General features: G+C 48.9%; 22 protein-coding genes and 1 pseudogene. 5 read left to right on the top strand and 18 right to left on the bottom strand.

Going from position 1 to position 23,367, the window contains the following annotated elements; genetic code table 11:
- The first annotated feature begins 48 nt into the window (after nt 1–48).
- Together dsdX and dsdA are read left to right on the top strand one after the other, a co-directional pair.
- On the top strand, nt 49–1,386 hold the full coding sequence (gene dsdX, locus BSPA111_RS15550) for a D-serine transporter DsdX (RefSeq protein ID WP_183272068.1): 1,338 nt from the start codon (nt 49–51) through the stop codon (nt 1,384–1,386).
- Nucleotides 1,387–1,404: 18 nt separating this feature from the next.
- Complete coding sequence (dsdA, locus tag BSPA111_RS15545) at nt 1,405–2,733, top strand: D-serine ammonia-lyase (RefSeq protein WP_183272067.1); 1,329 nt, start codon at nt 1,405–1,407, stop codon at nt 2,731–2,733.
- A 119-nt stretch (nt 2,734–2,852) separates the two neighbouring features.
- On the opposite strand, the gene BSPA111_RS15540 is transcribed toward dsdA, so the two are convergent.
- Both BSPA111_RS15540 and BSPA111_RS15535 read right to left on the bottom strand, forming a co-directional pair.
- Nucleotides 2,853–4,175, bottom strand: a complete 1,323-nt coding sequence (locus BSPA111_RS15540) for a 6-phospho-alpha-glucosidase (RefSeq protein ID WP_183272066.1) — start codon at nt 4,173–4,175, stop codon at nt 2,853–2,855.
- Nucleotides 4,172–5,794, bottom strand: coding sequence for an alpha-glucoside-specific PTS transporter subunit IIBC (locus tag BSPA111_RS15535; protein ID WP_183272065.1), 1,623 nt, complete (start codon nt 5,792–5,794; stop codon nt 4,172–4,174). The genes BSPA111_RS15540 and BSPA111_RS15535 overlap by 4 nt, the downstream gene beginning before the upstream one ends.
- 296 nt (nt 5,795–6,090) lie before the next feature.
- Here BSPA111_RS15535 and BSPA111_RS15530 point away from each other — a divergent pair, with 296 nt between their 5' ends.
- Complete coding sequence (locus BSPA111_RS15530; RefSeq protein ID WP_183272064.1) at nt 6,091–6,798, top strand: GntR family transcriptional regulator; 708 nt, start codon at nt 6,091–6,093, stop codon at nt 6,796–6,798.
- Between the two features lie 128 nt (nt 6,799–6,926).
- Here BSPA111_RS15530 and BSPA111_RS15525 read toward each other — a convergent pair whose 3' ends face one another.
- From BSPA111_RS15525 to ibpA, 5 genes are all read right to left on the bottom strand, one after another.
- Nucleotides 6,927–7,820 (bottom strand): HNH endonuclease, encoded by an 894-nt coding sequence (locus tag BSPA111_RS15525; protein ID WP_183272063.1) that lies wholly within the window; start codon nt 7,818–7,820, stop codon nt 6,927–6,929.
- 115 nt (nt 7,821–7,935) lie between these two features.
- Nucleotides 7,936–8,667 (bottom strand): pentapeptide repeat-containing protein, encoded by a 732-nt coding sequence (locus tag BSPA111_RS15520; protein WP_183272062.1) that lies wholly within the window; start codon nt 8,665–8,667, stop codon nt 7,936–7,938.
- A gap of 287 nt (nt 8,668–8,954) precedes the next feature.
- A complete protein-coding gene (locus BSPA111_RS15515; protein ID WP_183272061.1) occupies nt 8,955–10,610 on the bottom strand; it encodes a putative transporter in 1,656 nt (551 codons plus the stop codon).
- Between the two features lie 124 nt (nt 10,611–10,734).
- On the bottom strand, nt 10,735–11,166 hold the full coding sequence (gene ibpB, locus BSPA111_RS15510; RefSeq protein ID WP_183272060.1) for a small heat shock chaperone IbpB: 432 nt from the start codon (nt 11,164–11,166) through the stop codon (nt 10,735–10,737).
- A 102-nt stretch (nt 11,167–11,268) separates the two neighbouring features.
- Nucleotides 11,269–11,682, bottom strand: coding sequence for a small heat shock chaperone IbpA (gene ibpA / locus BSPA111_RS15505; RefSeq protein ID WP_183272059.1), 414 nt, complete (start codon nt 11,680–11,682; stop codon nt 11,269–11,271).
- Between the two features lie 319 nt (nt 11,683–12,001).
- Between ibpA and BSPA111_RS15500 the strand changes: the two genes are divergently transcribed.
- Nucleotides 12,002–12,322 (top strand): YceK/YidQ family lipoprotein, encoded by a 321-nt coding sequence (locus BSPA111_RS15500; protein WP_183272058.1) that lies wholly within the window; start codon nt 12,002–12,004, stop codon nt 12,320–12,322.
- Here BSPA111_RS15500 and BSPA111_RS15495 read toward each other — a convergent pair whose 3' ends face one another.
- From BSPA111_RS15495 to BSPA111_RS15445, 11 genes and pseudogenes are all read right to left on the bottom strand, one after another.
- Nucleotides 12,323–13,591 (bottom strand): DUF3748 domain-containing protein, encoded by a 1,269-nt coding sequence (locus tag BSPA111_RS15495; RefSeq protein ID WP_183272057.1) that lies wholly within the window; start codon nt 13,589–13,591, stop codon nt 12,323–12,325. It abuts the gene before it with no gap.
- Between the two features lie 49 nt (nt 13,592–13,640).
- A pseudogene (locus BSPA111_RS15490) lies at nt 13,641–14,938 on the bottom strand (MFS transporter).
- A gap of 189 nt (nt 14,939–15,127) precedes the next feature.
- On the bottom strand, nt 15,128–16,276 hold the full coding sequence (gene dgoD, locus BSPA111_RS15485) for a galactonate dehydratase (protein WP_183272055.1): 1,149 nt from the start codon (nt 16,274–16,276) through the stop codon (nt 15,128–15,130).
- Nucleotides 16,273–16,893, bottom strand: coding sequence for a 2-dehydro-3-deoxy-6-phosphogalactonate aldolase (locus BSPA111_RS15480; RefSeq protein ID WP_183272054.1), 621 nt, complete (start codon nt 16,891–16,893; stop codon nt 16,273–16,275). The genes dgoD and BSPA111_RS15480 overlap by 4 nt, the downstream gene beginning before the upstream one ends.
- A complete protein-coding gene (locus tag BSPA111_RS15475) occupies nt 16,877–17,761 on the bottom strand; it encodes a 2-dehydro-3-deoxygalactonokinase (protein ID WP_183272053.1) in 885 nt (294 codons plus the stop codon). The genes BSPA111_RS15480 and BSPA111_RS15475 overlap by 17 nt, the downstream gene beginning before the upstream one ends.
- Nucleotides 17,758–18,441: a D-galactonate utilization transcriptional regulator DgoR gene (dgoR, locus tag BSPA111_RS15470; RefSeq protein WP_183272052.1), complete on the bottom strand. Its 684-nt coding sequence runs from the start codon at nt 18,439–18,441 to the stop codon at nt 17,758–17,760. Before dgoR ends, BSPA111_RS15475 begins: the two co-directional genes overlap by 4 nt.
- A gap of 464 nt (nt 18,442–18,905) precedes the next feature.
- A complete protein-coding gene (locus BSPA111_RS15465) occupies nt 18,906–19,232 on the bottom strand; it encodes a hypothetical protein (RefSeq protein ID WP_183272051.1) in 327 nt (108 codons plus the stop codon).
- Nucleotides 19,201–19,761, bottom strand: a complete 561-nt coding sequence (locus BSPA111_RS15460) for a peptidoglycan-binding domain-containing protein (RefSeq protein WP_183272050.1) — start codon at nt 19,759–19,761, stop codon at nt 19,201–19,203. The genes BSPA111_RS15465 and BSPA111_RS15460 overlap by 32 nt, the downstream gene beginning before the upstream one ends.
- Before the next feature lie 159 nt (nt 19,762–19,920).
- The gene (gene yidA, locus BSPA111_RS15455) at nt 19,921–20,739 is read right to left on the bottom strand and encodes a sugar-phosphatase (RefSeq protein ID WP_183272049.1); all 819 of its coding nucleotides are present in this window, start codon (nt 20,737–20,739) and stop codon (nt 19,921–19,923) included.
- A 148-nt stretch (nt 20,740–20,887) separates the two neighbouring features.
- A complete protein-coding gene (locus BSPA111_RS15450) occupies nt 20,888–21,277 on the bottom strand; it encodes a YidB family protein (protein WP_183272048.1) in 390 nt (129 codons plus the stop codon).
- Nucleotides 21,278–21,325: 48 nt separating this feature from the next.
- Nucleotides 21,326–22,351: an NAD(P)-dependent alcohol dehydrogenase gene (locus tag BSPA111_RS15445; RefSeq protein WP_183272047.1), complete on the bottom strand. Its 1,026-nt coding sequence runs from the start codon at nt 22,349–22,351 to the stop codon at nt 21,326–21,328.
- 112 nt (nt 22,352–22,463) lie between these two features.
- Here BSPA111_RS15445 and BSPA111_RS15440 point away from each other — a divergent pair, with 112 nt between their 5' ends.
- On the top strand, nt 22,464–23,366 hold the full coding sequence (locus BSPA111_RS15440; protein WP_183272046.1) for a LysR family transcriptional regulator: 903 nt from the start codon (nt 22,464–22,466) through the stop codon (nt 23,364–23,366).
- Nucleotide 23,367: the final 1 nt, after the last annotated feature.

The following is a 23,367-nucleotide window of genomic DNA, read 5'->3' as shown; positions in this document are numbered from 1 at the left end:
AGCAATTTTTGTCCAATAGCTGGAGATAAATCGCAGAACGAGGTGGGTATGGAATCTCAGATTTGGGTTGTGGGAACGCTGCTAAGCAGCATAATTTTAATCGTCTTTACCATTGTCAAACTGAAGTTTCACCCTTTCCTTGCCTTGCTGTTGGCCAGTTTTTTTGTCGGCACAATGATGGGCATGAGCCCGCTGGATATGGTGAATTCCATCGAAAGCGGCATCGGCAGCACACTGGGCTTTCTTGCAGCGGTCATTGGCCTTGGTACGATTCTTGGGAAGATGATGGAAGTGTCTGGCGGGGCTGAACGAATTGGCCTGGCTTTGCAGCGTTGCCGCTGGTTGTCTGCTGATGTCATCATGGTTTTGGTGGGGTTGATTTGCGGTATTACGCTGTTCGTTGAAGTCGGCGTGGTTCTTCTGATCCCACTGGCATTTTCTATCGCGAAAAAGACCAACACCTCCCTGCTGAAACTGGCTATCCCGTTATGTACCGCGTTAATGGCAGTGCATTGCGTGGTTCCACCTCATCCGGCCGCCATGTTTGTTACCAACAAATTGGGTGCAGATGTTGGTACGGTGATTGTGTACGGCTTACTGGTAGGTTTAACCGCATCGTTAGTCGGCGGGCCACTGTTCCTGAAAATTGTCGGCAATCGCCTGCCATTTAAAGCAGTACCCGCTGAATTTTCTGACCTGAAAGTCCGTAAAGAGGAAACGCTGCCATCGTTAGGCGCGACACTGTTTACAATATTGCTGCCGATTGGTCTGATGCTGATCAAAACGCTCGCCGAGTTGAATATGGCGAAAGGCGGGACGTTGTATACCGTGCTGGAGTTTATCGGCAACCCAATAACAGCCATGTTTATTGCGGTGTTTGTGGCCTATTACGTCCTCGGGTTACGTCAGCATATCGGCATGAGCCAGCTGTTAACCCATACGGAAAATGGCTTTGGATCTATCGCCAACATTTTGTTGATTATCGGTGCAGGTGGGGCGTTTAACGCCATCCTGAAAACCAGTGGTCTTGCGGATTCTTTGGCGGTGCTGCTCTCCAATTTGCATATGCACCCGATTCTGCTGGCATGGCTGGTTGCACTGATTTTGCATGCCGCCGTAGGCTCTGCAACGGTCGCAATGATGGGAGCAACCGCGATTGTGGCACCGATGCTGCCGCTCTATCCCAACGTCAGCCCGGAAATTATTACGATTGCTATCGGCTCCGGCGCGATTGGCTGCACCATCGTCACGGATTCACTGTTCTGGCTGGTGAAGCAATATTGCGGCGCAACACTCAACGAAACATTTAAATACTATACAACGGCGACATTTATCGCCTCTTTACTGGCACTGGGCGCGACGTTCCTGCTTTCATTTATCATCTAAGCGCAAAGAGATTGTCTTATGAAAAACGCTGAAATCAATACTTTAACTCAACAATTTCCGCTAGTTAGCGATTTAATCGCCCTGAAAGAAACCTGTTGGTTTAACCCGGAAACGACTTCATTTGCCGAGGGCTTACCTTATGTAGGCCTGACCAGCGAAGATGTGCAGGATGCCCATGCTCGCCTGACACGTTTCGCACCTTATCTGGCGCAGGCGTTTCCAGAAACAGCGGCGACCAACGGTATTATCGAGTCAGAACTGGTCGCGATCCCAGCAATGCAAAAGCGCCTGGAAACCGAGTTTAAGCAAAAAATAGGCGGCCAGTTGCTGCTTAAAAAAGACAGCCATCTGCCCATTTCCGGTTCAATCAAAGCGCGTGGCGGGATCTATGAAGTGCTAACGCATGCCGAAAAACTGGCGATTGAAGCGGGCCTCCTGACGACCGAAGATGACTATCGCAAGCTGCTGACGCCTGAATTTAAAGACTTCTTTAGCCAGTACAGCATCGCCGTAGGTTCAACCGGCAACCTGGGGTTATCTATCGGTATTATGAGTGCGCGCATTGGATTCAATGTCACCGTGCATATGTCAGCTGATGCCCGCGCCTGGAAAAAAGCCAAACTGCGTAGCCATGGCGTGACGGTTGTGGAATACGAGCAGGATTACGGTGTCGCCGTTGAGCAAGGTCGTAAAGCTGCCGAATCCGACCCTAATTGTTTCTTTATCGACGATGAGAACTCCCGCACCTTGTTCCTGGGCTATTCGGTTGCCGGTCAGCGCCTGAAAGACCAGTTCGCGCAGCAGGGGCGCATTGTTGATGAACAGCATCCGCTGTTTGTTTACCTGCCGTGCGGCGTTGGCGGTGGTCCTGGTGGGGTCGCATTTGGCCTGAAAATGGCGTTCGGCGATCACGTTCACTGCCTGTTTGCTGAGCCGACTCACTCACCTTGTATGCTGCTGGGGGTTTACACCGGCCTGCACGATGAGATTTCCGTGCAAGATTTGGGCATTGATAATATTACCGCTGCCGATGGCCTGGCCGTGGGACGTGCATCCGGGTTTGTTGGGCGTGCCATGCAAAGACTGCTCGATGGTTTTTATACCCTTGAAGATCAGACGATGTATACGCTGCTCGGTTGGTTGGCAGAAGAAGAAAACATTCGCCTCGAGCCTTCCGCGCTTGCCGGTATGCCAGGTCCACTGCATGTGAGTGCCGACGCGGCCTATCATCAAATGCACAACTTCACTGCTGAACAATTGCAAAACGCCACGCATATCGTCTGGGCGACTGGCGGTGGCATGGTGCCGGAAGCAGAGATGGCGCAGTATTTGGCGAAAGCGAAGTAGTCACGCTTAATAAGCACGCCCTCACCCCGGCCCTCTCCCCCAGGAGAGGGAGAAAACTGAACAGTCCCCTCTCCCTGTGGGAGAGGGTTAGGGTGAGGGCTGCCCACACCCTACAAAACTTACTTCAGTTCAGGCCAGTAATCTTTGTTCGCCTCAATCAAATCATCAAGAATCGCTTTGGCAACCGATGCACTCGGTACGGTTTTAGAGAGCGTAATGGCCTGCCATAACTTCACATAAGATCCCTCTTCCCAGGCTTCAACCACCAGTTTTTCAACCGCCACCTGCTGGCTCATCAACCCTTTCTGGAACTGCGGAATGTTACCGACGACCAACGGCTCAGGGCCGCTTTTGCCTACCAGGCATGGGATTTCAACCATCGCTTCCGAGTCAAAGTTATTAATCGCACCGTTGTTTGGCACAATCAGCAGCATGCGCTCCTGGGTGTTGAAGGCGATAGCCGCCGCCAGATCGACGATGTACGACGCATGTTCGTCAATTTCCAGCTCTCCGGCAGACGATTTCCCCGCCTGAATGATGGCATTACAGGAACCAAAGACGTGTTTTTCACGGTGTTCCATCACCTCATTCGCGCGAGTGTGCTCAGGGTTTGAATGCTCAACCACGTAATCCGGGAACAGGTAGTATTTCAGATAGGTATTTGGGAAGGTGGTTGGATCCAGTGCCCACACATCTTTTGCTTTCGAGAAAGTGTCGTTCCAGCTGGCTTCTGTACCATGTTCATCAGATGGCGGCACGTAACCAAATTTCGCTACATGTTCACGGATTTTAGGCATCAAATCGTTGCCATTTTTATCTTCAATAGACGTCCACCAGCCAAAGTGATTCAGGCCGTAATAGCGTACGCGCATCTCTTTGCGATCTTTCAGACCAGCAATTTGCGCCATGCGGCTTTCAATGCCGATTGGCATATCGCAGATGTTGAGAATTTTTGCATTTGGGCGCAGACGACGCGTCGCTTCTGCCACAATCGCCGCCGGGTTGGAGTAGTTGAGCATCCAGGCGTTCGGCGAGTATTTTTCCATGTAGTCAACGAGTTCCAGAACACCGCCGATGGAGCGCATCCCGTAAGCAATCCCGCCCGGCCCACAGGTTTCCTGGCCCAGCACGCCGTGACGCAATGGGATTTTCTCGTCTTTTTCGCGCATCGGGTATTTACCCACACGAATGTGCGCCATCACGAAATCCACATCGGTGAAGGCTTCTTGCGGATCGGTGGTGTAGCTGAACTCAATGTCTGGAGCCTGCTCTTTGAGGATGACTTTGCAGGCCTCAGCGATGGTTTCCTGACGCGCGCCATCGTTGTCATAGAACTTTAAAGAACGCAGCGGGAAACGATGCTGGTTCGCCAGCAACATCAATACGATACCTGGAGTAAATGTGCTACCGCCGCCGGCTACAACTACAGAGAATTTTTTCATGATACTGCCTCCGTCATGGATTTAAGTTCGGTCAATGATGTGTCTTTCATCAGGGTTTCAATCTGGTCACGGACTTGCGGGACATGCAGACCCACAATCACCTGAATACCGTTGCCGCGCCGCACCACACCGTGGGCGCCCAGCGCTTTGAAATTTTCGTCACTCTGCGTCAGCGCCATATCAGCCAGAGTGATGCGTAAGCGAGTTGCACAGTTATTGACGCTAAGGATGTTGTCGTTCCCCCCCAGAGCTTCGAGGATGCCAGCAGCCTGGCTCTGTTTAGTTTCTTTGGTAGCCGCAGCGGTGGTTTGCTTGCGTGACGCCTGGTAATCCGCCTTGCTGTAGAGCTTGATTTCACTCTCTTCACGGCCTGGCGTTTTCATGTTGAAGCGCAGGATTAAGGTGCGGAACACCACGAAGTAGATGGCGGTGAACGCAAGGCCGATGCCAATCTGGATAAACATCATCGATGCGTGGTTGTGGAACATCGGTATCCAGTTTTGCGGCAAGAATTGGTCGAGCAGGCCACCGCCCATGTTGCCCACCACGCCACACATGTACATCACGGTCGCCATCGATGCGGCGAGGAAGGCATGAACGGCAAACAAGACTGGTGAGATAAACAGGAAGGTAAATTCAAGGGGTTCGGTAATGCCCACTAGCATCGCGGTCAATGTTGCAGGGATCAGCAGGCCAGCCACTTTTACGCGGTTTTCAGGTGCAGAGGTGGCATACAAAGCAAGTGCAATCCCAAGGCAGCCAAATATTTTCGAGTTACCGTGCAGCGCGAATCCCCCTTCAGGGAACAGCGTTTTCAAAGGCAGTGTGCTTTGACTGAACTCCTGCAAATGCTGCGCCCAGTAAACCTGAATACCGCCTTCTACCACCGCAGGGCCAAAGATAAACGGACCATAGATGAAGTGATGCAGGCCGGTTGGGATAAGGATGCGTTCAAGGAAGGTATAAACCCATACGCCAAGTGAACCGGCGTTGCGTAAGAAATCCTGCAGGGATTCAATACCCATTTGCACTTTCGGCCAGCCAAACAGAGTGAGCCAGGCGCAAGGGATCATCACGAAAAAGGCCACAATCACGACGAATGAACTGCCCTGGAAGATGCCAAGAAAAACGGGAAGTTGTTTTTCGAAATAGCGGTTGTGAATAGCCGTGACTAATCCGGAGATAACAATCGCACCAATGATGCTGGTATCGAGCGTTTTTATCCCGGCAATCATAGTTAGCCCGGTACCCGCTGTCGGGTCGACACTGAAATCAACACCGAAGTAATGGCCCCAGGTCATCCCCATCGCATTGATGAAGTAGTTCCAGGTCATAAAGCTCACCAGCACCGCTAAGCAAGCACGGCCCTGCGCTTGCTTAGCGAGGCCAATAGGTAAGCCGACGGCAAAAATCAGCGGCATATTGCGGAACACTGTCCAGCCGCCTTCTTCAATAATGTGGACGATTTGCGCAAATAAGTTATCGGGAGCGGTTAGCGCTTCGCCGACAAACATCGGGTTGCGCAACATAATGGCGATGCCTACGACAATCCCGGCAAATGGAAACAGCAAAACCGGGGTAAACATTGCGCCACCAAAACGTTGTATTTGACTGAGCATTTTTAAATCCTCACGTAACAACTTGTAGGGTAAGTGACCTTATTTTTTAACCTTGGTCTGAGACTGAGAGTAGGGAGACGTGGGTGACTTATCTTTGCCCGCCGCGCCGATTCGTGATCGCTTTCATAGTTTTTATTTGGGGTAAGTTGTCTACTTTTTGATAAATAAATAGACACTCTGATTTTCACTATCCAATTCACGGTGTGAATGAGAAATTTAACTCAATTGAATCAAGTGAATATTTAATGGAACAAGGGTTTATTAAACCCTGTGCGCAGCCATTAAGAGGTCTACAGGTGATCTACAAATCTATCGCCGATCGGTTACGAATCCGCCTTAACTCGGCTGATTACAACATTGGCAGCCCACTGCCTTCTGAAGTGCGTCTTGCAGGTGAGTTTGGCGTATCACGCATGACGATTCGTAAAGCTATCGATTTGCTGGTGATTTGGGGGCTGGTAGTACGCCGCCACGGTAGCGGCACCTATGTGGCTAAAAAAGATGTCCATCATGAGACCACGAATCTGACGGGATTCATTGAAGTGATGCGCAACCAGGGTAAAGAGGTCATCAGTAATGTGCTGGAGTTTCAGGTAATGCCCGCACCGCCTGCCATCGCTAGCCAATTACGCATTAATATTGATGAACGGATCTACTACTCGCGCCGGGTGCGTTCGGTAGACGGAAAGCCATTGATGGTAGAGGACAGCTACATGCCATTGAAATTATTCCATAATCTATCAGTCGCACATCTGGAAGGGTCAAAGTTCAGTTATATCGAGGATGAATGCCACATTATCGTGTGCGGTAACTACGAAAGCCTGACACCCGTCCTGGCCGACCGGAAGATGGCAAAGTTACTCAACATCGACGAGCTCACACCGATTTTGCGCATCACGTCGCTTTCATACAGCGACAGCGGCGACTATGTGAATTATTCGGTAATGTTCCGCAATGCCAGCGAATATCAGGTGGATTACCATCTGCGGCGAGTGCATGTGTAATACAAAGAAAAAAAGCGGGAGCATTCCTTACGGGTTAGCCGGAGTGTAAGAAAGAACCGCTTATTATATGTAGGGGAAACTCGCTGCCTTTACAGGCAGCTTTTTAGCTGAACACTCCAGGCTCGCTGCTATCTCTTGAAAACATTTTCTCTATGCCATTCCAGAAATGCGCAAGCCTTTGGATGAAAGGCCTTTTCTTGTTGGGTTTTGATGTTTAAATCCTGCCATGTTTTATTGTCCAGGCACGGACTTAACATAACTTCACCACCATCGGTAAACGACAAATAACCGTTATCAAACAGCACATCTATGTGCGCTGCCAGCATAATCCCGTTATAAGGATTTAACCTTTCCGCGCCGCTCTCACAAGCACGCCAGGGTTTGATATGACTTGCTTTGAGCAGGGGGAGGAAAGAGATGCCAGTCACAGGACATGCTGGGTAAATTTTTAAACATTCAGCCCTAAATATCCCCTGTCCACGACGTGCTTCAACGAAGGTCAGTTTCTGTGTTTCGCTCAGGGATATATCATTAAGAATTTCTTCAACATCTTCTATTTCGGGAGCAATTAAATCCGTCATAGCATTGACAAAAATGCTTCCGTTTATCACATTTCGTTCAGAAGTTAAGATCGTAGCTAAATATTGCGTGGGAGTATTCGCTGGAATATTGAGGTATTTCATTTTTGAACCATATGAGCGATTACCTGTGAACTCCTCCCAGTTCGTGGCCGTTTTACCGTGTATACTGGCGTTTGTAAAATGAACCACTTTTTTATTTCTTTTTACGCTTTCAACTTCACGAATCTCCACGATATCTGCAACGATAATATCGAATAAAGATTTATTATTTTCGTCTTCTTTACGAATTATAATAACCTTAGGTTCTCTTCCTTCTCCTATAGCCCACTTGCCGGAATAACCTTCATTCCCTTCCATGTGAAAGTTGGTACCATTTGTCTCGACAATTACTGCAAGCTTAGAAAGAGATTTACTATCAATGTCGGCATTTCTATTTTCCACAGTACACTTTCTCCATATAATATAATTCAATACACAATAGAAACTAAACCGTAATTTTTCCTTATCGGCCTTATTTAATATTTCTTTAGCATTTAATGCTCGGGGTGGAATCTGGCTACAGGCTGAAACAAACTTTTTCAGCACCATAGCAATTGATAAAATTAACATTAGATTTAGACATATTGAGGAAATGAGCACCCATTACATCGCAGTTTTCTAACACCAATGGGCTATCGACAATGTTGCAATGCGAAAAAGTAACGCGCCTCAAATTACAATTCACAAAGACCACTTTTTGTAAAGTGCACTTATTGATAATTACATCTTCTAAATGGGTATTTTCAAACAGACAACTCCGTAAAACCGATGAGTAGATAATCGCTTTAACGACACCAGAGGAAATCACCAGACCACGTAAAACACAATCTACAAGTAACCCATTAATAGATAATCCAGATAGATGCTCCCCCATAGAATCAATATCAACCGACCGTGACTCAACACCATTCAACAGGAGTGAAACACCGGAAGATAGCCTTATAAATGAATCCTTCAGCACCCCATGCTTAATATGCAACTTACTTTTAGCTTGTAACTCTGAATTTTCAATAACATTATCAACCAGTAAAAATTCACCATCTGTTTGCAATAAAGAGTTTACTATTTTCCCATCACTTATTTTTATTACTGAGTTTTTTCCACATGCCTCTATCAGACAGTTATTTAAATAACACTTATTAATATCAGAGGTACCAATTAAATTATTGGCTATTATTTTTTCATCTTTCAGGCTGGAATTATTGAAGGCGAAAGAAGTCGCCTCCTTGATATATAAGGGGGTCAACATGATAACTCCTGGGCAGCAAAAAAGCCGCTTACGAAAATAAGCGGTAGTGAAAACGATGATGAGGAGTGGTTATAGCAAAAACTGCTGTTATAAAACAAACGCTATTTCGTCCAACTATATGCAGAGTTGCACAACAGGAATTGTAAAAAAATACTTATTATTCAATGTAATAGAAATAATTTATGTCATTCCTACTTATCATCCGTTGCCAGCCAATTCGCAGCCTGGCGCTGTCCCTGTGTAAGAGGCTGCGCCAGGTGAAAAATTTCCATCGCGATACGTTAAAATTATACCCAGAACAACACCGCCAAAAGCTGCGGGGTAATAATGCGCAGGAACATGACCAGCGGGTAAACCGTGGCGTAAGATAATGCCGCCGCGCCACTGGTGCCATGCAAGCCGTTAGCAAAAGCCAGGGCCGGGGGATCGGTCATCGAGCCTGCCAGCATGCCGCAGAGCGTCAGGTAATTCATTTTGGCGAGCAATCTTGCAATGATCGCCGTCACCAGCAGCGGAATGCCGGTAATCAGAATGCCGTAGCCAATCCAGCTGACGCCGTCGCCATGCAGCAAAGTACTGACAAAATCCCCACCCGATTTCAAACCGACCACCGCAAGGAACAAGACAATTCCCAGCTCGCGCAATGCGAGGTTCGCACTCGGTGGCATAAACCAGTACAGCGTACCAATACTGCCTATGCGCCCAAGAATGATCGCCATAATGAGCGGCCCACCCGCGAGCCCAAGGCGCAGTGCGACAGGGAATCCCGGAATGAAAAGCGGTATCGAGCCCAATAAAACACCGAGCCCAATGCCGATAAATACCGGCAACATTTGTACTTGCTGGAGTTTTTGCTGCGCGTTACCCACCTCTGCCGCCACGGCTTCTATCGATTCAGGACGACCAACTAAATTGAGGATATCGCCAAATTGCAGGCTGACATTGCTGCTTGCCACCAGCTCAATACCTGTACGATTCAGGCGCGAAATGACCACGTCGTACTTCTGCTTTAAATGCAGGTCGCGGATTTTTTTCCCCAGCACTTTCTCATTGGTCACCACCACACGCTCCACACGCAAGTCGGTTCCGCGTGTAGAAAGTGAGGTATCCACTTGCTGGCCGATAACCAATAATGCGGAATGCAGATCTTTTTCTTGCCCCACCAGGTGCAATAAATCCCCAGTTTGAATCACCGTACCCGGCGCGGGGACCATCAGTAATTCTCCGCGTTTCAGGCGTGAACAAATAATGGTATCGCTGTTAAGGACGGGCACATCCTGAATGGGTAAGCCGTTGAGATTGGGGTTGGCGACACAGATATTCATGGTCTGGAGTTGAGCATGACTTTGCCCGGAACTGCTATCAAAGCGCGCCGCTTCTTGATCGACGTTAATACGAAAGACCATGCGCGTCAGCCACATGGTTATCAGGATCCCGCAAATACCGAACGGATACGCCATCGCATAGCTCATCCCCATTTTATCAACCCATTCTGCAGGGTTGCCCAGGTCTGTCAGGATTTGCTGGCCCGCACCCAATGCTGGCGTATTGGTCACAGCACCCGAGAAAACACCTAATACCACGGGCAGGGGAACATCGAAGATTTTATGGATGAGCGCAGTGACCAACCCACCGAGCACCACGATGAGGAGCGCAAAGAGATTGAGGCGCAAACCGGACACGCGCAAAGAAGAGAAGAACCCCGGCCCGACTTGAATACCAATGGTGTAAACGAACAGGATCAGGCCAAATTCCTGAATGAAATGAAGCATGTCGCCATTCAAGTTAATTCCGGCTTTATTGACGAAGTGACCGACGATAATACCGCCGAATAGCACACCGCCTATCCCAAACCCGATACCACGAATTTTGATGTTGCCAATCCACAAGCCGACGACCGCGACCAGTGCCAACATACTGACGGTTAACGCTATTTCACTCATCGCAGAATTCCCTGTGAATAACATTATTATTAACAGTGATTCTGGCAGAGAGATGCGGGCGTTAATGGGGTGCAGAACACAAAAAAAGGCCCCATAAATGGGGCCTCGAGAGGGGATGCTGTAATTAACTATCCAGCGCCGGGCGATCGGCACTAATAGCAATGCGCTTCGGCGCAGCCGCTTCAGGCACTTCGCGCACCAGGTCGATGTGCAACAGGCCGTTAGTAAAGCTCGCCCCGGAAACTTTCATGTATTCGGCGAGCGTGAAGCTCAGGTCAAACGGCTGAGTCACTAACCCCTGGTGCAACCAGGTTGGCTCTTTTTCTGGTTTGACCGGCGTCCCTTTCACTTTCAAGCGCGTACCTTCGAGTTCAATCTCGAGGTCTTCCTGACGGAACCCCGCCAGCGCAAGCGTGATGCGGTAATGGTTGTCGTCGCCTTTTTCAATGTTGTAAGGCGGGAATGTCTGCCCTTCGCTGCTGGTTTGTAAGGCATTAGCCAGTTTGTCAAAACCGATCCATTGACGCAGCAGAGGTGATAAATCGTAGTTACGCATGTGTTTTCTCCTTCTTTGAAGCGAGTTTTACCTTCGGCTCCCTATCGGCAAGCCTGGGCTGGGTTACGTTATTTGTTCAGGCCGCTTATGCGACCCGCAAAATTAGTTGATTTCGATACGGCGCGGTTTCATCGACTCTGGAATGACACGTTCGAGATCGATGTACAGCAGGCCGTTGACCAGGTTAGCGCCACGAATGTGGATGTTTTCTGCTAACTGGAATTTTCGTTCGAAGTTGCGCTCGGCAATCCCCTGATGGAGATAAGTCCGTTCTGGTTGTTCGCCTGCGTGTGCGCCTTTTACCACCAGCAAATTATCCTGAGCGGTAATTTCCAGCTCGCTTTCTGCGAATCCGGCAACAGCAATCGCAATGCGATAATGGTTTTCGTCTACTAATTCAACGTTGTATGGAGGATAGCCCCCATTACTCTGGCTTTGGTTGTTTTCAATTTGGTTGAACAGACGGTCAAAACCAATAGCAGAACGATAAAGCGGGGATAAATCGAAATTACGCATAAATTAATACTCCTGATTATCAGCGAGAATCAAACATTGCCTTCCATCAAGGACAGGCTTCAGTAACTGAGTACCCTTACGGCGTACCCTTTATTGACCACGTTAATAAAATCGGTCCTGTTTCACGCTTTTCAAGGCCACAAAAGTAAATTTTTTGCGGGTTCAGCTGTCAGTACATAGACTGATTGCGGAGTAAACAGGAATTATCTGCGATAAACGCCACAGAGTAGTAAGTGCAGTTTTTTTATTATCTGTATGGGTGATATAACCCAGTGCAGCCAGGCCAGAACAGGCCCTTTACGACGAAAAAATTATAGTGATGATGAAAAGTTATCTTCCAACAATCATTCTGGGTAGTGGATTACTCACCGTCAGTGGATGCTCAAGTGTCATGACTCATACGGGTGGGCAAGATGGGACGTATCCCGGCACCCGCGCAAGCTACCAAATGCTGACTGACAGCGGAACAAGCTGGGGATACAAACCGTTTGTCGTACTCGATATGCCCTTTACGGCGATTGCGGATACCGTATTGGTACCGTGGGATTTGTACCGCACCGACAAGTCGCTGAAATCTAAAGTCGAAGCGAGCGAGAACGCGAATCTGGCCACCAATTCTGTGCTCCCGCCCGTTCAGTAATTACAGGCCTGTTTCCGTCATAAACAGTTGACGGAATCCCTCGACATCTTGCATCCAGGCAATGTGTTTTCCATCCGGTGAAAACACCACGGCATCTGCTGAAGGCACCTCACTCCCTGGCCGCGTTAGCGGTGTGATTGCCCTATCGTTCACGCCAACCAACACAATTTGGTTATTCTGCACAAAGCCCAGCGCTTGCCCATTCGGATGCCAGTTAAACGCCGACTGGATGCTCTCTTGCCCATGCGTCAACTGACGTGGCTCCCCGCCGTTTGGTGAAAGCAAATACATTTGCACCACACCCGAATCGTCGCGCATCAAAAACGCCAGTAAACTGCCGTCCGGGCTGCTGCGTACCCAATGCCGTGGCTGAACCGCTAAGCCTGGATAACGATGTTGATGGGTATAGGTAAGCCGGCGTTGATGCACTTGCGCAGGCGGAGCGGGCAATGTGGTTTGCGTACCTTCGACAGGCTCAGCGCCAGCCTCGAAGTAAGCCTCTTTGTTATCAGGTAAATCCACGACAAACAGCTCAGGCACTTTATTGCCGCTGGCGGAAAGCGTGTCACCGATAAACGCCAGCGCCCAGCGCTGCTGGCTGCCATCCGGTTTGCGATAACCATGATTCCCAATCCAGCCTTCTTCATAAGCACGGTTAATCTCGTCGCTTTCAGGCTGTGGATTTGGCGTAGTGCGGCTGACCAGAACGCAATAATGGCTGCCATCGTATTCACGAGGATGTTGTTTGGTTGGGGTTACCGGGCCAAATGGCAGTGCGATACCCACATTGCGCAAATCTTTCGACGCATCGTATTCATGCATAACGTGGTCGTTATAAGTGAAGCTCAGACGCGTGCCGTCTGGGCTCCAGACGTGAACATGGCTACCGCCGCGCAATGCACCTGGCGTAAAGGGCGGCGTAATGTCCATCGCATCGAGATTTGTTGCAGTGCCGTTTTCAACCACCACGCCACGGCGGTGATGAAAGTCATACTGCCAGTGTTCATCTGGGTTTTCCGGGCCATGGATAAAGACATAACGCTCAGGTTGCTGCGGATTCACCGTGACCACGCCGACATGCGCGCCTTGCGACGCCCGGTACACAACATCCACTTCACCCGTATTAACATTAACGCGCTCAATGGTTTCGCTGGTAAACGACGCGCCAGAAGGGCGCACATCAAACACCAACCATTGGCTGTCTGGTGTCCAGGTGTTGGTATTCGTGAGTTGATGGTGGCGAGGTGCAAAGGTGAGTTGTTTGGTCATGGTTTTACCCTGAAGCGATGGACGCCTCAGGGTAAATCATTGCTGATTTTTATCCCACCCTTTCTACTTTACCAACCAGCAGAATATAGGAAAGTGCGCCAAGCAAGGCGACAGCGGCAATGTACACCAGCGCCGGTGCAAAACCGTAACCTTGTGCCAGGTAACCAATCACCAGCGGAACCGTAATCCCGCCCAGACCGCCCGCAAAGTTAAACACGCCCCCCGTCAGGCCAATTAAACGCATTGGTGCGAGAGAGGAAACCAGCGACCAGGTAATCGAAGCAAAACCATTACCAAAGAAGGCGATAGCCATCAGCGTCATAATCCAGACAGGATCGTTGGTGTAGTTTGCGCCCATGATGCAGGTAGAAAGCAACAGACCACAGATGATTGGCGTTTTACGCGCCATTCCCAACGAATAACCTTTGCGTACCAGGCGATCCGCTACCCAACCCGAGAGCAGCACACCGACAAAGGCCGCGAGGAAAGGAACCGTGGTCATAAAACCGGCTTTCAGCGCCGTAATGCCTTTTTCCTGAGTCAGGTAGTTCGGGAACCAGGTCAGGAAGAACCAAAGCGTCGACGCCACGGCAAACTGCCCTAAATAAACGCCGACTAATTTACGGTTAAACACCAGTTTCCAGTCTGCCGCCGTCAGCGGAGTGCGGGCTTTCTTCTCAACCGGTGCGTCGCCATCAACCAGACCGCCACCGTCACGAATGTGCTCAAGCTCAGCCTGGTTAATCCCTTTGCTGGTGCGGGGTGGCTGGTAAACCTTGAACCAAATCAATGACCAAACAATACCAACGGCGCCAGTAATGATGAACACCCAATGCCAGCTCAGCATTTCCTGAATCCAGATCAGCAGCGGCGTCAGGAAAGCCAGGCCAACAAACTGACCGGAGGTATAAAAGCCGACTGCGGAGGCACGTTCTTGTTCCGGGAACCAGCTGGTCACCATACGGTTGTTGGTTGGGAACGCAGGCGCTTCAAAAATACCGGTGATCGCGCGCAGCCCAATTAACGACATAAGCCCGGTAGCAAACCCCTGGAATAGGGTGGCAACCGACCAGCCGAAAATAGCAATAAAATAGGTCATGCGCGAACCCATGCGGTCAAGGAACCAACCGCCGGGGATCTGGCATAATGTATATAACCAGGCAAAGGCCGAAAATATATAACCCATTTCAGTTTTAGCAATCCCAAACTCTTCCTGAATATGAGCCGATGCCACCGCCAGATTCGCGCGATCGACATAACAAATAACGACTGTAATGAAGATCATAATTAACGTCACATAACGGCGACGCGTAGGTTTTGTAGCGGTTACAGAAATATCCATAACATCTGTCTCCAAAAATAGTACAGAGGGTTTTTATAATGAATTATTTAATTATTCAGATATTTATATACCCTAAATAATTCGAGTTGCAGAAAGGCGGCAAGTAAGTGAATCCCCGGGAGCTTACTAAAGTAAGTGACTGGGGTGAACGAACGTAGCCAACGCATCTGCAACTTGAAGTATGACGGGGATATTTACCATTCAGCGACGGCACCATCTGGATACCGCCATAACGGATTACGCCAGTCGGTCACATTTTTACTGCGTTCAATAACCATTTCTTCGTTAATTTCAACGCCAAGACCCGGTTTCATTAATGGCATAAAGTGGCCGCCATCCATTTTGAAGTCTTCTTTATTTTTAACGAAATCGAGTAATTCAGCGCCTTTGTTGTAATGAATCCCCATACTTTGTTCCTGAAGTACCGCATTGCGGGAAACAAAGTCGATATGCAGGCACGCGGCAAGCGCGATAGGCCCCAACGGGCAATGTGGTGCCAGTGAAACATCATAGGCTTCAGCCATACCCGCGATTTTGAAGCATTCAGTGATGCCACCAGCATGTGAAAGATCCGGTTGCAGAATCGCTAAACCGCCCGCTTCCAGCACGCGTTTAAACTCAAAGCGCGAGAACATGCGCTCACCTGCAGCGATTGGAATATGCGTTTGTGCGGCCAGACGCGGGTAATATTCCGCTTGTTCAGCCAGAACCGGTTCTTCAATAAACAATGGGCGATAAGGTTCCAGTTCTTTAATTAATACTTTCGCCATTGGCGCGCTGACGCGTCCATGGAAATCCAGACCAAATTCAATTTCATTACCAAAGGCTTCACGAATTTGCGCTACGGTATTAACCGCCGCATCAATTTTACGGGAGTTATCAATAATCCCCATTTCTTCGCAGCCGTTTAATTTAAACGTATCGAAACCAATTTTTCGTAATGCAGTAATACCTTCGATGACGTCTGATGGACGATCTCCGCCCACCCAGCTATATGCTTTAATTTTATCGCGTACCAGTCCGCCCATTAATTGCCAGACAGGGGCATTTAAGACTTTACCTTTAATATCCCATAATGCCTGGTCGATACCGGCAATGGCACTCATTAATATCGGGCCACCGCGATAAAAACCGCCCCGGTACATCACTTGCCATAAATCATTAATGCGAGCAGGGTCCTGGCCAATCAGAAATTCACTTAATTCATGAACAGCGGCTTCAACGCTTTTTGCCCGCCCTTCAATTACCGGCTCGCCCCAGCCGACGACGCCTTCATCAGTTTCAATTTTCAGGAACATCCAGCGCGGAGGTAGGCGGTAAGTGGTTAATTTAGTAATTTTCATGCCTGCAAAGCCTCTTTGTACGCGTTAACGAATGCTTTTGCTTTCTGTGCAGTTTGTTCAACGGATTGCCCCGCACGGTATAAATCACTGCCAAGTCCCGCCCCAGTACAGCCTGCTTTTAACCATTGCGCGATATTTTCCGGCGTCACCCCACCCACCGCAAAAACAGGCACTTCAGGCGGCAATACTGCTTTTAGCGCTTTGATGTAATCAGGTCCGAAGGATGAAGAAGGGAAAATCTTCAGTGCCTGCGCGCCCGCGTCGAGTGCATTAAACGCTTCGGAAGCGGTGGCACAACCGGCACAAACCGTCATTCCGTGGCTAACCGCGCGGCGAATAACTTCCGGTTGTGTATTTGGGGTCACCACCAGCTTGCCGCCCATGGCAGCCAGTTCATTGACCTGATCGGGTTTCAAAACGGTGCCCGCACCAATCAACGCGCGATGGCCAAACTCTGCCACCATTGCCGTAATGCTTACTTGCCAGTCTGGCGAATTCATCGGGATCTCAATCGCGTCGAACCCTGCATCCAGCAACGCTGCAACATGCGCATGCGCTTCAATGGGAGTGATACCGCGCAAGATAGCGATAAGGGGAAGATCAGTTTGCCACTGCATTTGCAATACTCCTTATTCCTGCCTGGAATGCATTGTCGCCATCCAGCACTTGCGCCTGGTAGCCCAGTAAACCGAGAGCGCTGACATAACGCTGGCTCAGTGTGGGGTTAGCAACAATGGTGATAGGTTGTTGAGCGTCCGGCGTGTACTGGCGAGTCATCGCAGCCACTTCGTTACCAATCAACAACCCGGAAAGAAATTCGCTCACCTCACTACGCGGCAGTTCACCCAACACATGGGCGGCGCGTATTTCGAAAAGGCGTGGCAATAAATCGCTATCACTTATCCCGCGATGCAGCCCGGCGAGGAAGGCTTCCTGGCTGGTTTGTTGCTCAGGCAGGCCTGTGCCAATTAAGGAGTGATTAAGCAGAAGATGGTGCAGTTCGCCCGTCATTACCGTGCGGAAATCCTGCACGGTGTCTTTATCGGCGTGAACCCATTTGCAGTGCGTTCCCGGCATGATGTAAAGCGAGGCCGGGCCAAGCGTTCTTGCGCCAAGCAACTGGGTTTCTTCACCACGCATGACGTTGCAGTTATCGTCACGTTGCACGCTGAGGCCTGGAATAATCCATACATTATCCAGCACAGGGGTAAGTTGCTGGCTTAAATCAGAAAAACGAGCCGGACAAGGCAGATAAGGGGCAATTTTCCACCCGGCATTACTGCCTACCATTCCGGCCATCAAAACGGGCGTGTTCGCTTCACGCCAGTTCTGAGTGACTTCATCGAACACCGCTTCTGGGGTTTTACCGTTCAGGCGCGTAACGCCTGCGGTGGTCTGGCGACTGTCAATGCACATTCCGTCCTGGTAGAGCCAGGCGCGGAGGTTAGTCGACCCCCAATCAATAGCGATGTAGCGTGATGTCATGTGACTTCCTTTAGTCGTTTGGTGGAGCTGGCAATCATTGTCAGTGCAGCTTTTTCAGCTGCCTGACTGTCCTGGTGGCGAATCGCATCAAACAGGGCTTTATGCTCCTGAAGCGTTTGCGGCATGTTGGCTTCATCGCCCATCCATGTGCGTTCAAACACCGCTCGTTGAAGTGAGCTTATTGCCACGCTCAGCTGCTGTAACACCGGGTTGTGCACCGATTCCAGTACCGCTTCGTGATAGCGAATATCGGCTTCGTTAAATGCGTCTCTGTCCTGGTTATTTGCCACCATGTCATTAAGCGCGGCTTCAATTCGCGCCAGTTCACTCGATGTGGCACGTTCTGCGGCCCAGCGTGCAATGGCAGGCTCGACCAGGTTTCGCACTTCGCTCATGGCGCTTATCAGCCTTGGGTCGTAGTCGTTTTCCAACACCCACTGCAACACTTCGGTATCGAGGTAATTCCACTGGTTACGCGGCTGTACAAAAGCCCCTCGATAACGTTTCATTTCGACCAGTCGTTTCGCCATCAGAGAACGAAAAACTTCGCGAATAATGTTGCGTGAGGTTTCGAACTCCTCACATAAGTCGGCTTCTGACGGAAGTGCTGCGCCCGGCGTGTACTTGCCATCAACAATCTGTTTGCCCAACGTCACGATGATGCGATCGGTCTTAGTCATGGTTAGCCCTGTTCTATTTAGGTTTTAACCTTACTTTACCGTGAGCGCTGAAAAACACCGCTATTTTGAAGTACAAATGTGAAGCCAATAGCTCTTCTGATGTGAGTAATGTAGTACAACAATAATATATTGTACTACAATTCAGATCACAAAATGGACAACTCATCTAAAAAGAGATGAAATGGCAAAGCACATTATTGTCATCTAGCTGGAAGGGATTAGATATGCTCTGGACAGCGCTGAAAGATGGGAAATAGCTCTAACGAACACAATACTGCGCAAAAACTCCGCTTACTTGTAGCGAACAGGAAAGCTCAGAAGAAAACTTTTTAGGAAAGTCATTAAAGCAAAGATATTAACGTCAGCATGGTTGCGTAAGCTTATCAAGAAAAGCGGGTTCCGCTGGTTGATGTGCGCTGATCCAAAGCGGCCACATTTGCAACTTGAATTATGACCGCTATAAATTAATCGAAAGTATAGTTTGAAAGCTCTTTTTCTATACTCTTATTCCCTTTATATTTTATCTCGAGCTCTTTTTGTTGTTTCTTAGCCAATCCGCAATATTTATCGACTGCTTTTTCTATTTTCTGCTGCCTTTGTTTAGATATAGAACTATCCCACTCCCCTGAAAAATGTGTACATGCATCAGCATTTTCAACAAATAAATTAACATCAGAAGGGTTTCTTCTATTTATTTCCGCAATGCAACCATTACAAAACAGCATTAAGAAAATTAATATAAATTTTATTTTTTTCAATTTAGCGACCATCATTAGACCAATGCGACTCATCAGCAAAACCGCCATGATATTTAATAACACCATACATCTTAGCAAGTTGATGTAACTCTCTATTCATTCCATTATTTGGATGTGATGATATAGCAACCAATTCCCCAAATACATTTTTAATTTTTAGTTCTTCACGCCATGATATATTCATATCAATAGCGTTACCTTCTGTATGGCGACTATTTAATGCAGGAGCTACATGTAAGTTATGCATGCCATAAGCATTAACCATTGCAACAGCAGCGGCTATACTTTTGCTATCATATTCATGCACCCAGTTGATATTAACACCTTTAAAATCAGGAACTTTATTTGGTGGCGTTTTCCTATTAGCGATCATCCAGGACCAATGCATAAGATAGGCTCTCTCTGGAGGACGGAGCGTTGCTGCTATGAGCACCCTGGCTCCTGCTTGTACAAGTGCTTTATAGAATTTCTCGACCCCCATACGAAATCCGGGGCTAAGGTCATCAATACTATTTTTTCCAGGGAAGTATCTCACCCATTCGGCACCACTCAGCTTATTCATCTTAAATTCCATTTAATATTTTGAGTGGATAGTTAACTCCCGGTTAATTTAAAAAACAACTATATAATAAGTTAAGGAGCATTACATATTCTAACTTTGCCAGAAAAAAGCCCCCAAAAGTTAATTTGAGGGCTGGGCTGGATTATCTCAACAGAAAAATCAGGATCTATTCAGTACAAACTTCTCAATCGCGTAAGCCACGCCATCTTCCAGGTTGGATTTAGTGACGAAGTTGCTGACTTCTTTCACTTTATCAATCGCATTTTCCATCGCGACGCCAATACCGGCGTATTCCAGCATCGCAATGTCGTTTTCCTGATCGCCCAGGGTCATCACTTCTTCTTGCTTGATACCTAGCGTTTCAGCCAGCGCTTTCACACCAGTGCCTTTGTTTACGCGCTTATCGAGGATCTCGAGGAAATATGGGGAACTTTTTAGCAGCGTATAGCGCTCATACACGTCATCTGGAATTTGAGCGATGGCTTTATCCAGAATGGCGGGTTCGTCGATCATCATCACTTTCAGATATGCGCCGTTTTTATCCATATTTTCTGGCTCACTGAATACCAGCGGGATATTGGCGATAAAGGATTCATGAACGGTGTAGTAGCTGATGTCACGGTTCGCGGTGTACAGCGTATGCCTGTCCAGCGCATGGAAGTGGGTACCCACATCACGGGAAAGTTGTTCCAGATAGCGGTAATCATCGTAGCTCAGCGCCGTTTGCGCGACGGTGCTGCCGTCGCTCGCCTTTTGTACCAATGCACCGTTATAGGTGATGCAATAGTCATTCGGCTTATCCATGTGCAGCTCTCTGAGATAGCTCTCAACACCTGCAAAAGGGCGTCCGGTACACAAAACAACGTTAACACCCTGTTCGCGCGCACTGGCGATGGCGGCTTTAACGGCTGGAGAAATGGTGTGGTCCGGCAGCAGTAATGTGCCGTCCATATCAATAGCAATGAGTTTTATAGGCATGGGATTTTCTGAGGTAATGAGTTTATCTCATGCTAACGCGATTAAGCCCGCAAAAATAGCGCTACGTTTCACGTTAAAAAGGTCCGTTTTATACACAAGAAAACGCCACCCAGTACTGCAAATAAAAAGCGTGAGTGGCGTTTTTCAGCTAGCTGAAGAATTTATCCTTCAGCATATGGAAGCCTTTAGTCAGCAAGTCTTCGTCATGAGCGACTTCACCTGCTGGTGATAAGGTATCGACTATTTTTGGGAACTGCTCTGACAGCAGTTGAGATGCGCTTCCCACATCAATTCCCAGTTTCTCAGCCAGTCCACTGATTGCGGGCATGCCCAGCACCTCTTGCACCTGCTCAGGGCTAACGCTTTGATTATGTGCGCCGCTTAACCATGAGGTGACAATATCTGAGTACCCCTTTTCCCGAAACTGTTCAAGTATTGCCTGAATACCGCCTTGTTCATTTATCCACGTTAGGATGACTTTGAATTTACCTGCATCGCCACCCCCCATCATGCCAGTAACTTGATCGAAAAAGCCCATGACCGTGTCCTCTTGCAATCACGAAGTGTGCAATAGAAGTGTAGTCAATCACGAGCGAGTTAAGACGATTTTGCCGAACGCACCGCGATCAAGATGCGCCAGCGCCTGTGGGAGTTCGTCAAAACGGTAGTGCGTTTCGATGACCGGTTTCAGGCCGTTGGCATCAATCGCACGGACGAAATCTTCAAGTGCCCGGCGATGGCCGACACCAATCCCCTGAATCGTCGGTGATTTCAGTAAGAGCTCACCCACCGGGCCTGAGAATTCAAAACCTTCAAGTACGCCAATCACCGATATGCGCCCATGCACCGCCACCGCACGTAGAGAATGACTCAGGTTTTCCCCACCCACTGTTTCGATAATATGATCGATTCCGTGCTCCTGGGTCAGTTCGTAAATGGCATCCACCCAATCACCCTGCAAACGATTAATGCCATGATCCGCTCCCAACGCCTGGGCGCGAGCCAGTTTTTCATCGCTACCGGAGGTCACAAACACCTGGGCCCCATGAGCTTTAGCGATTTGCAGAGCAAACATAGAAACACCGCCGGTTCCCTGTACCAGCACTGTTTGCCCGGCACGTAATCCCCCGCGCTCAACTAACGCAAACCAGGCGGTAAGCCCTGCGCAGGGCAATGTGCTGGCCTGAATATCATCGAGAGTTTCAGGGGATGCCACCAGCCAGTTTTCGCTCATAACAACGTATTCCGCCAGCATTCCCTGGTAAACCCCACCGAGCGTGCGATATGGCGGAGTGCGCGCGTTGCCGTTTGGCTTGCCGTCAATCCAGTCGGGTGAAAAGGTCGAAATAACACGCGACCCCTCCTGGAAACGCGTCACACCTTCACCGATTTTTTCCACTACACCTGCCATGTCTGATGCTGGGGTAAAGGGGAAAGGAAGCGGCAATGGCATCGTGCCATCAATCACCATTTTGTCGCGGTAATTGAGTGAGACTGCATTGACCCGGACCAAAACCTCACCGGGGCCAGGGTTGGGAATAGGTACAGTAGAAAGCGCCAGATTTTCGCGCCCCACGACATTCATGGCCCAGAGTTGCATTGTTTGGCTCATCATTTGCTCCAACGATTACGGTTAATTCATCACAATCCGAAGTATATCGTTGACCATACATAACCAGTGGCGATAGATTTTCTCTGCATTGATTCCAGAATGGATACAAAGAATGAGCGAGCAACTGAAAGGAATTTCTGTTTTCGTTACGGCCGTTGAGGCGGGTAGTTTCTCGCTTGCGGCAACGCGTTTGCATCTCTCACGTTCAGCCGTCGGCAAAAACATTTCCCAACTTGAGCAGCGGCTGGGCGTTCGGCTGTTTCATCGCACCACGCGCAGCCTCGCATTAACCGAAGACGGGACACTTTTCTATGAGCACTGCTTGCGGGCACTGGAAGAAATAGATACCGCAAAAACCTTACTCGACAGTGGAAAAAAGAACGTCAGTGGACGGTTACGCATCTCAATGCCCGTGCTTTATGGGCGAATGTGTATCGCGCCATTACTGACGGAATTTGCGAGCCAGAATCCAGATTTGGCAATGGAATTGTTGTTTAGCGACAGAGTCTCTGACCTGGTGGAAGATAGATTGGATCTGGTGATTCGTAACGGGAAATTGCCTGATAGTAGCGGTCTTGTCGCACGACGTATCGGTTCACACCGCATGATTATTTGTGCGTCACCGAGCTATTTGATGCAGCGAGGCAAACCACAAACGATAGAAGATTTATCGCAACATGAAGTGATTAACTACATCAATGCAGGGGTGCCCCACCACTGGATTATTCCCGAAGATAACGGTCAGAAAAGGGAATTTGTCCCGAAATCACGCTTTTTGATGGATGAATTGCAAGCTATCGCCGATACGGCGTTATCGGGGTTTGGAATTGCATTGTTGCCAGACTGGCTCATTGAGGATGAGTTGCAAACAGGGAAGCTGGTGCGGGTGCTGTGTGATTATCGGGAAAGTGTCTATGAAAGCCATGCGCTTTGGCTCCAGACCCCCCACCTGCCGCTAAAAACCCGGCTGGTGATAGATATGCTGGTGAGCAGATTGCCCACCAGCATGATCTGAC

Origin of the sequence: Buttiauxella sp. A111, assembly GCF_014189855.1 — a bacterium.
GTDB lineage: Bacteria > Pseudomonadota > Gammaproteobacteria > Enterobacterales > Enterobacteriaceae > Buttiauxella > Buttiauxella selenatireducens.
Note: the sequence above shows the minus strand (reverse complement) of the source record. Positions and strands in the feature narration are given on the sequence as shown.

What these genes read in the sequence shown, in the direction of transcription:
- BSPA111_RS15445 (WP_183272047.1), bottom strand. Translation starts at nt 22,351, where the DNA reads ATGAGCCAAACAATGCAACTCTGGGCCATGAATGTCGTGGGGCGCGAA.
- dsdX (WP_183272068.1), top strand. Translation starts at nt 49, where the DNA reads ATGGAATCTCAGATTTGGGTTGTGGGAACGCTGCTAAGCAGCATAATT.
- dsdA (WP_183272067.1), top strand. Translation starts at nt 1,405, where the DNA reads ATGAAAAACGCTGAAATCAATACTTTAACTCAACAATTTCCGCTAGTT.
- ibpB (WP_183272060.1), bottom strand. Translation starts at nt 11,166, where the DNA reads ATGCGTAACTACGATTTATCACCTCTGCTGCGTCAATGGATCGGTTTT.
- BSPA111_RS15440 (WP_183272046.1), top strand. Translation starts at nt 22,464, where the DNA reads ATGAGCGAGCAACTGAAAGGAATTTCTGTTTTCGTTACGGCCGTTGAG.
- BSPA111_RS15465 (WP_183272051.1), bottom strand. Translation starts at nt 19,232, where the DNA reads ATGAGTCGCATTGGTCTAATGATGGTCGCTAAATTGAAAAAAATAAAA.
- BSPA111_RS15460 (WP_183272050.1), bottom strand. Translation starts at nt 19,761, where the DNA reads ATGAATAAGCTGAGTGGTGCCGAATGGGTGAGATACTTCCCTGGAAAA.
- BSPA111_RS15495 (WP_183272057.1), bottom strand. Translation starts at nt 13,591, where the DNA reads ATGACCAAACAACTCACCTTTGCACCTCGCCACCATCAACTCACGAAT.
- yidA (WP_183272049.1), bottom strand. Translation starts at nt 20,739, where the DNA reads ATGCCTATAAAACTCATTGCTATTGATATGGACGGCACATTACTGCTG.
- ibpA (WP_183272059.1), bottom strand. Translation starts at nt 11,682, where the DNA reads ATGCGTAATTTCGATTTATCCCCGCTTTATCGTTCTGCTATTGGTTTT.
- BSPA111_RS15500 (WP_183272058.1), top strand. Translation starts at nt 12,002, where the DNA reads ATGATGAAAAGTTATCTTCCAACAATCATTCTGGGTAGTGGATTACTC.
- BSPA111_RS15540 (WP_183272066.1), bottom strand. Translation starts at nt 4,175, where the DNA reads ATGAAAAAATTCTCTGTAGTTGTAGCCGGCGGCGGTAGCACATTTACT.
- dgoD (WP_183272055.1), bottom strand. Translation starts at nt 16,276, where the DNA reads ATGAAAATTACTAAATTAACCACTTACCGCCTACCTCCGCGCTGGATG.
- BSPA111_RS15515 (WP_183272061.1), bottom strand. Translation starts at nt 10,610, where the DNA reads ATGAGTGAAATAGCGTTAACCGTCAGTATGTTGGCACTGGTCGCGGTC.
- BSPA111_RS15450 (WP_183272048.1), bottom strand. Translation starts at nt 21,277, where the DNA reads ATGGGCTTTTTCGATCAAGTTACTGGCATGATGGGGGGTGGCGATGCA.
- BSPA111_RS15475 (WP_183272053.1), bottom strand. Translation starts at nt 17,761, where the DNA reads ATGACATCACGCTACATCGCTATTGATTGGGGGTCGACTAACCTCCGC.
- dgoR (WP_183272052.1), bottom strand. Translation starts at nt 18,441, where the DNA reads ATGACTAAGACCGATCGCATCATCGTGACGTTGGGCAAACAGATTGTT.
- BSPA111_RS15535 (WP_183272065.1), bottom strand. Translation starts at nt 5,794, where the DNA reads ATGCTCAGTCAAATACAACGTTTTGGTGGCGCAATGTTTACCCCGGTT.
- BSPA111_RS15480 (WP_183272054.1), bottom strand. Translation starts at nt 16,893, where the DNA reads ATGCAGTGGCAAACTGATCTTCCCCTTATCGCTATCTTGCGCGGTATC.
- BSPA111_RS15520 (WP_183272062.1), bottom strand. Translation starts at nt 8,667, where the DNA reads ATGTTGACCCCCTTATATATCAAGGAGGCGACTTCTTTCGCCTTCAAT.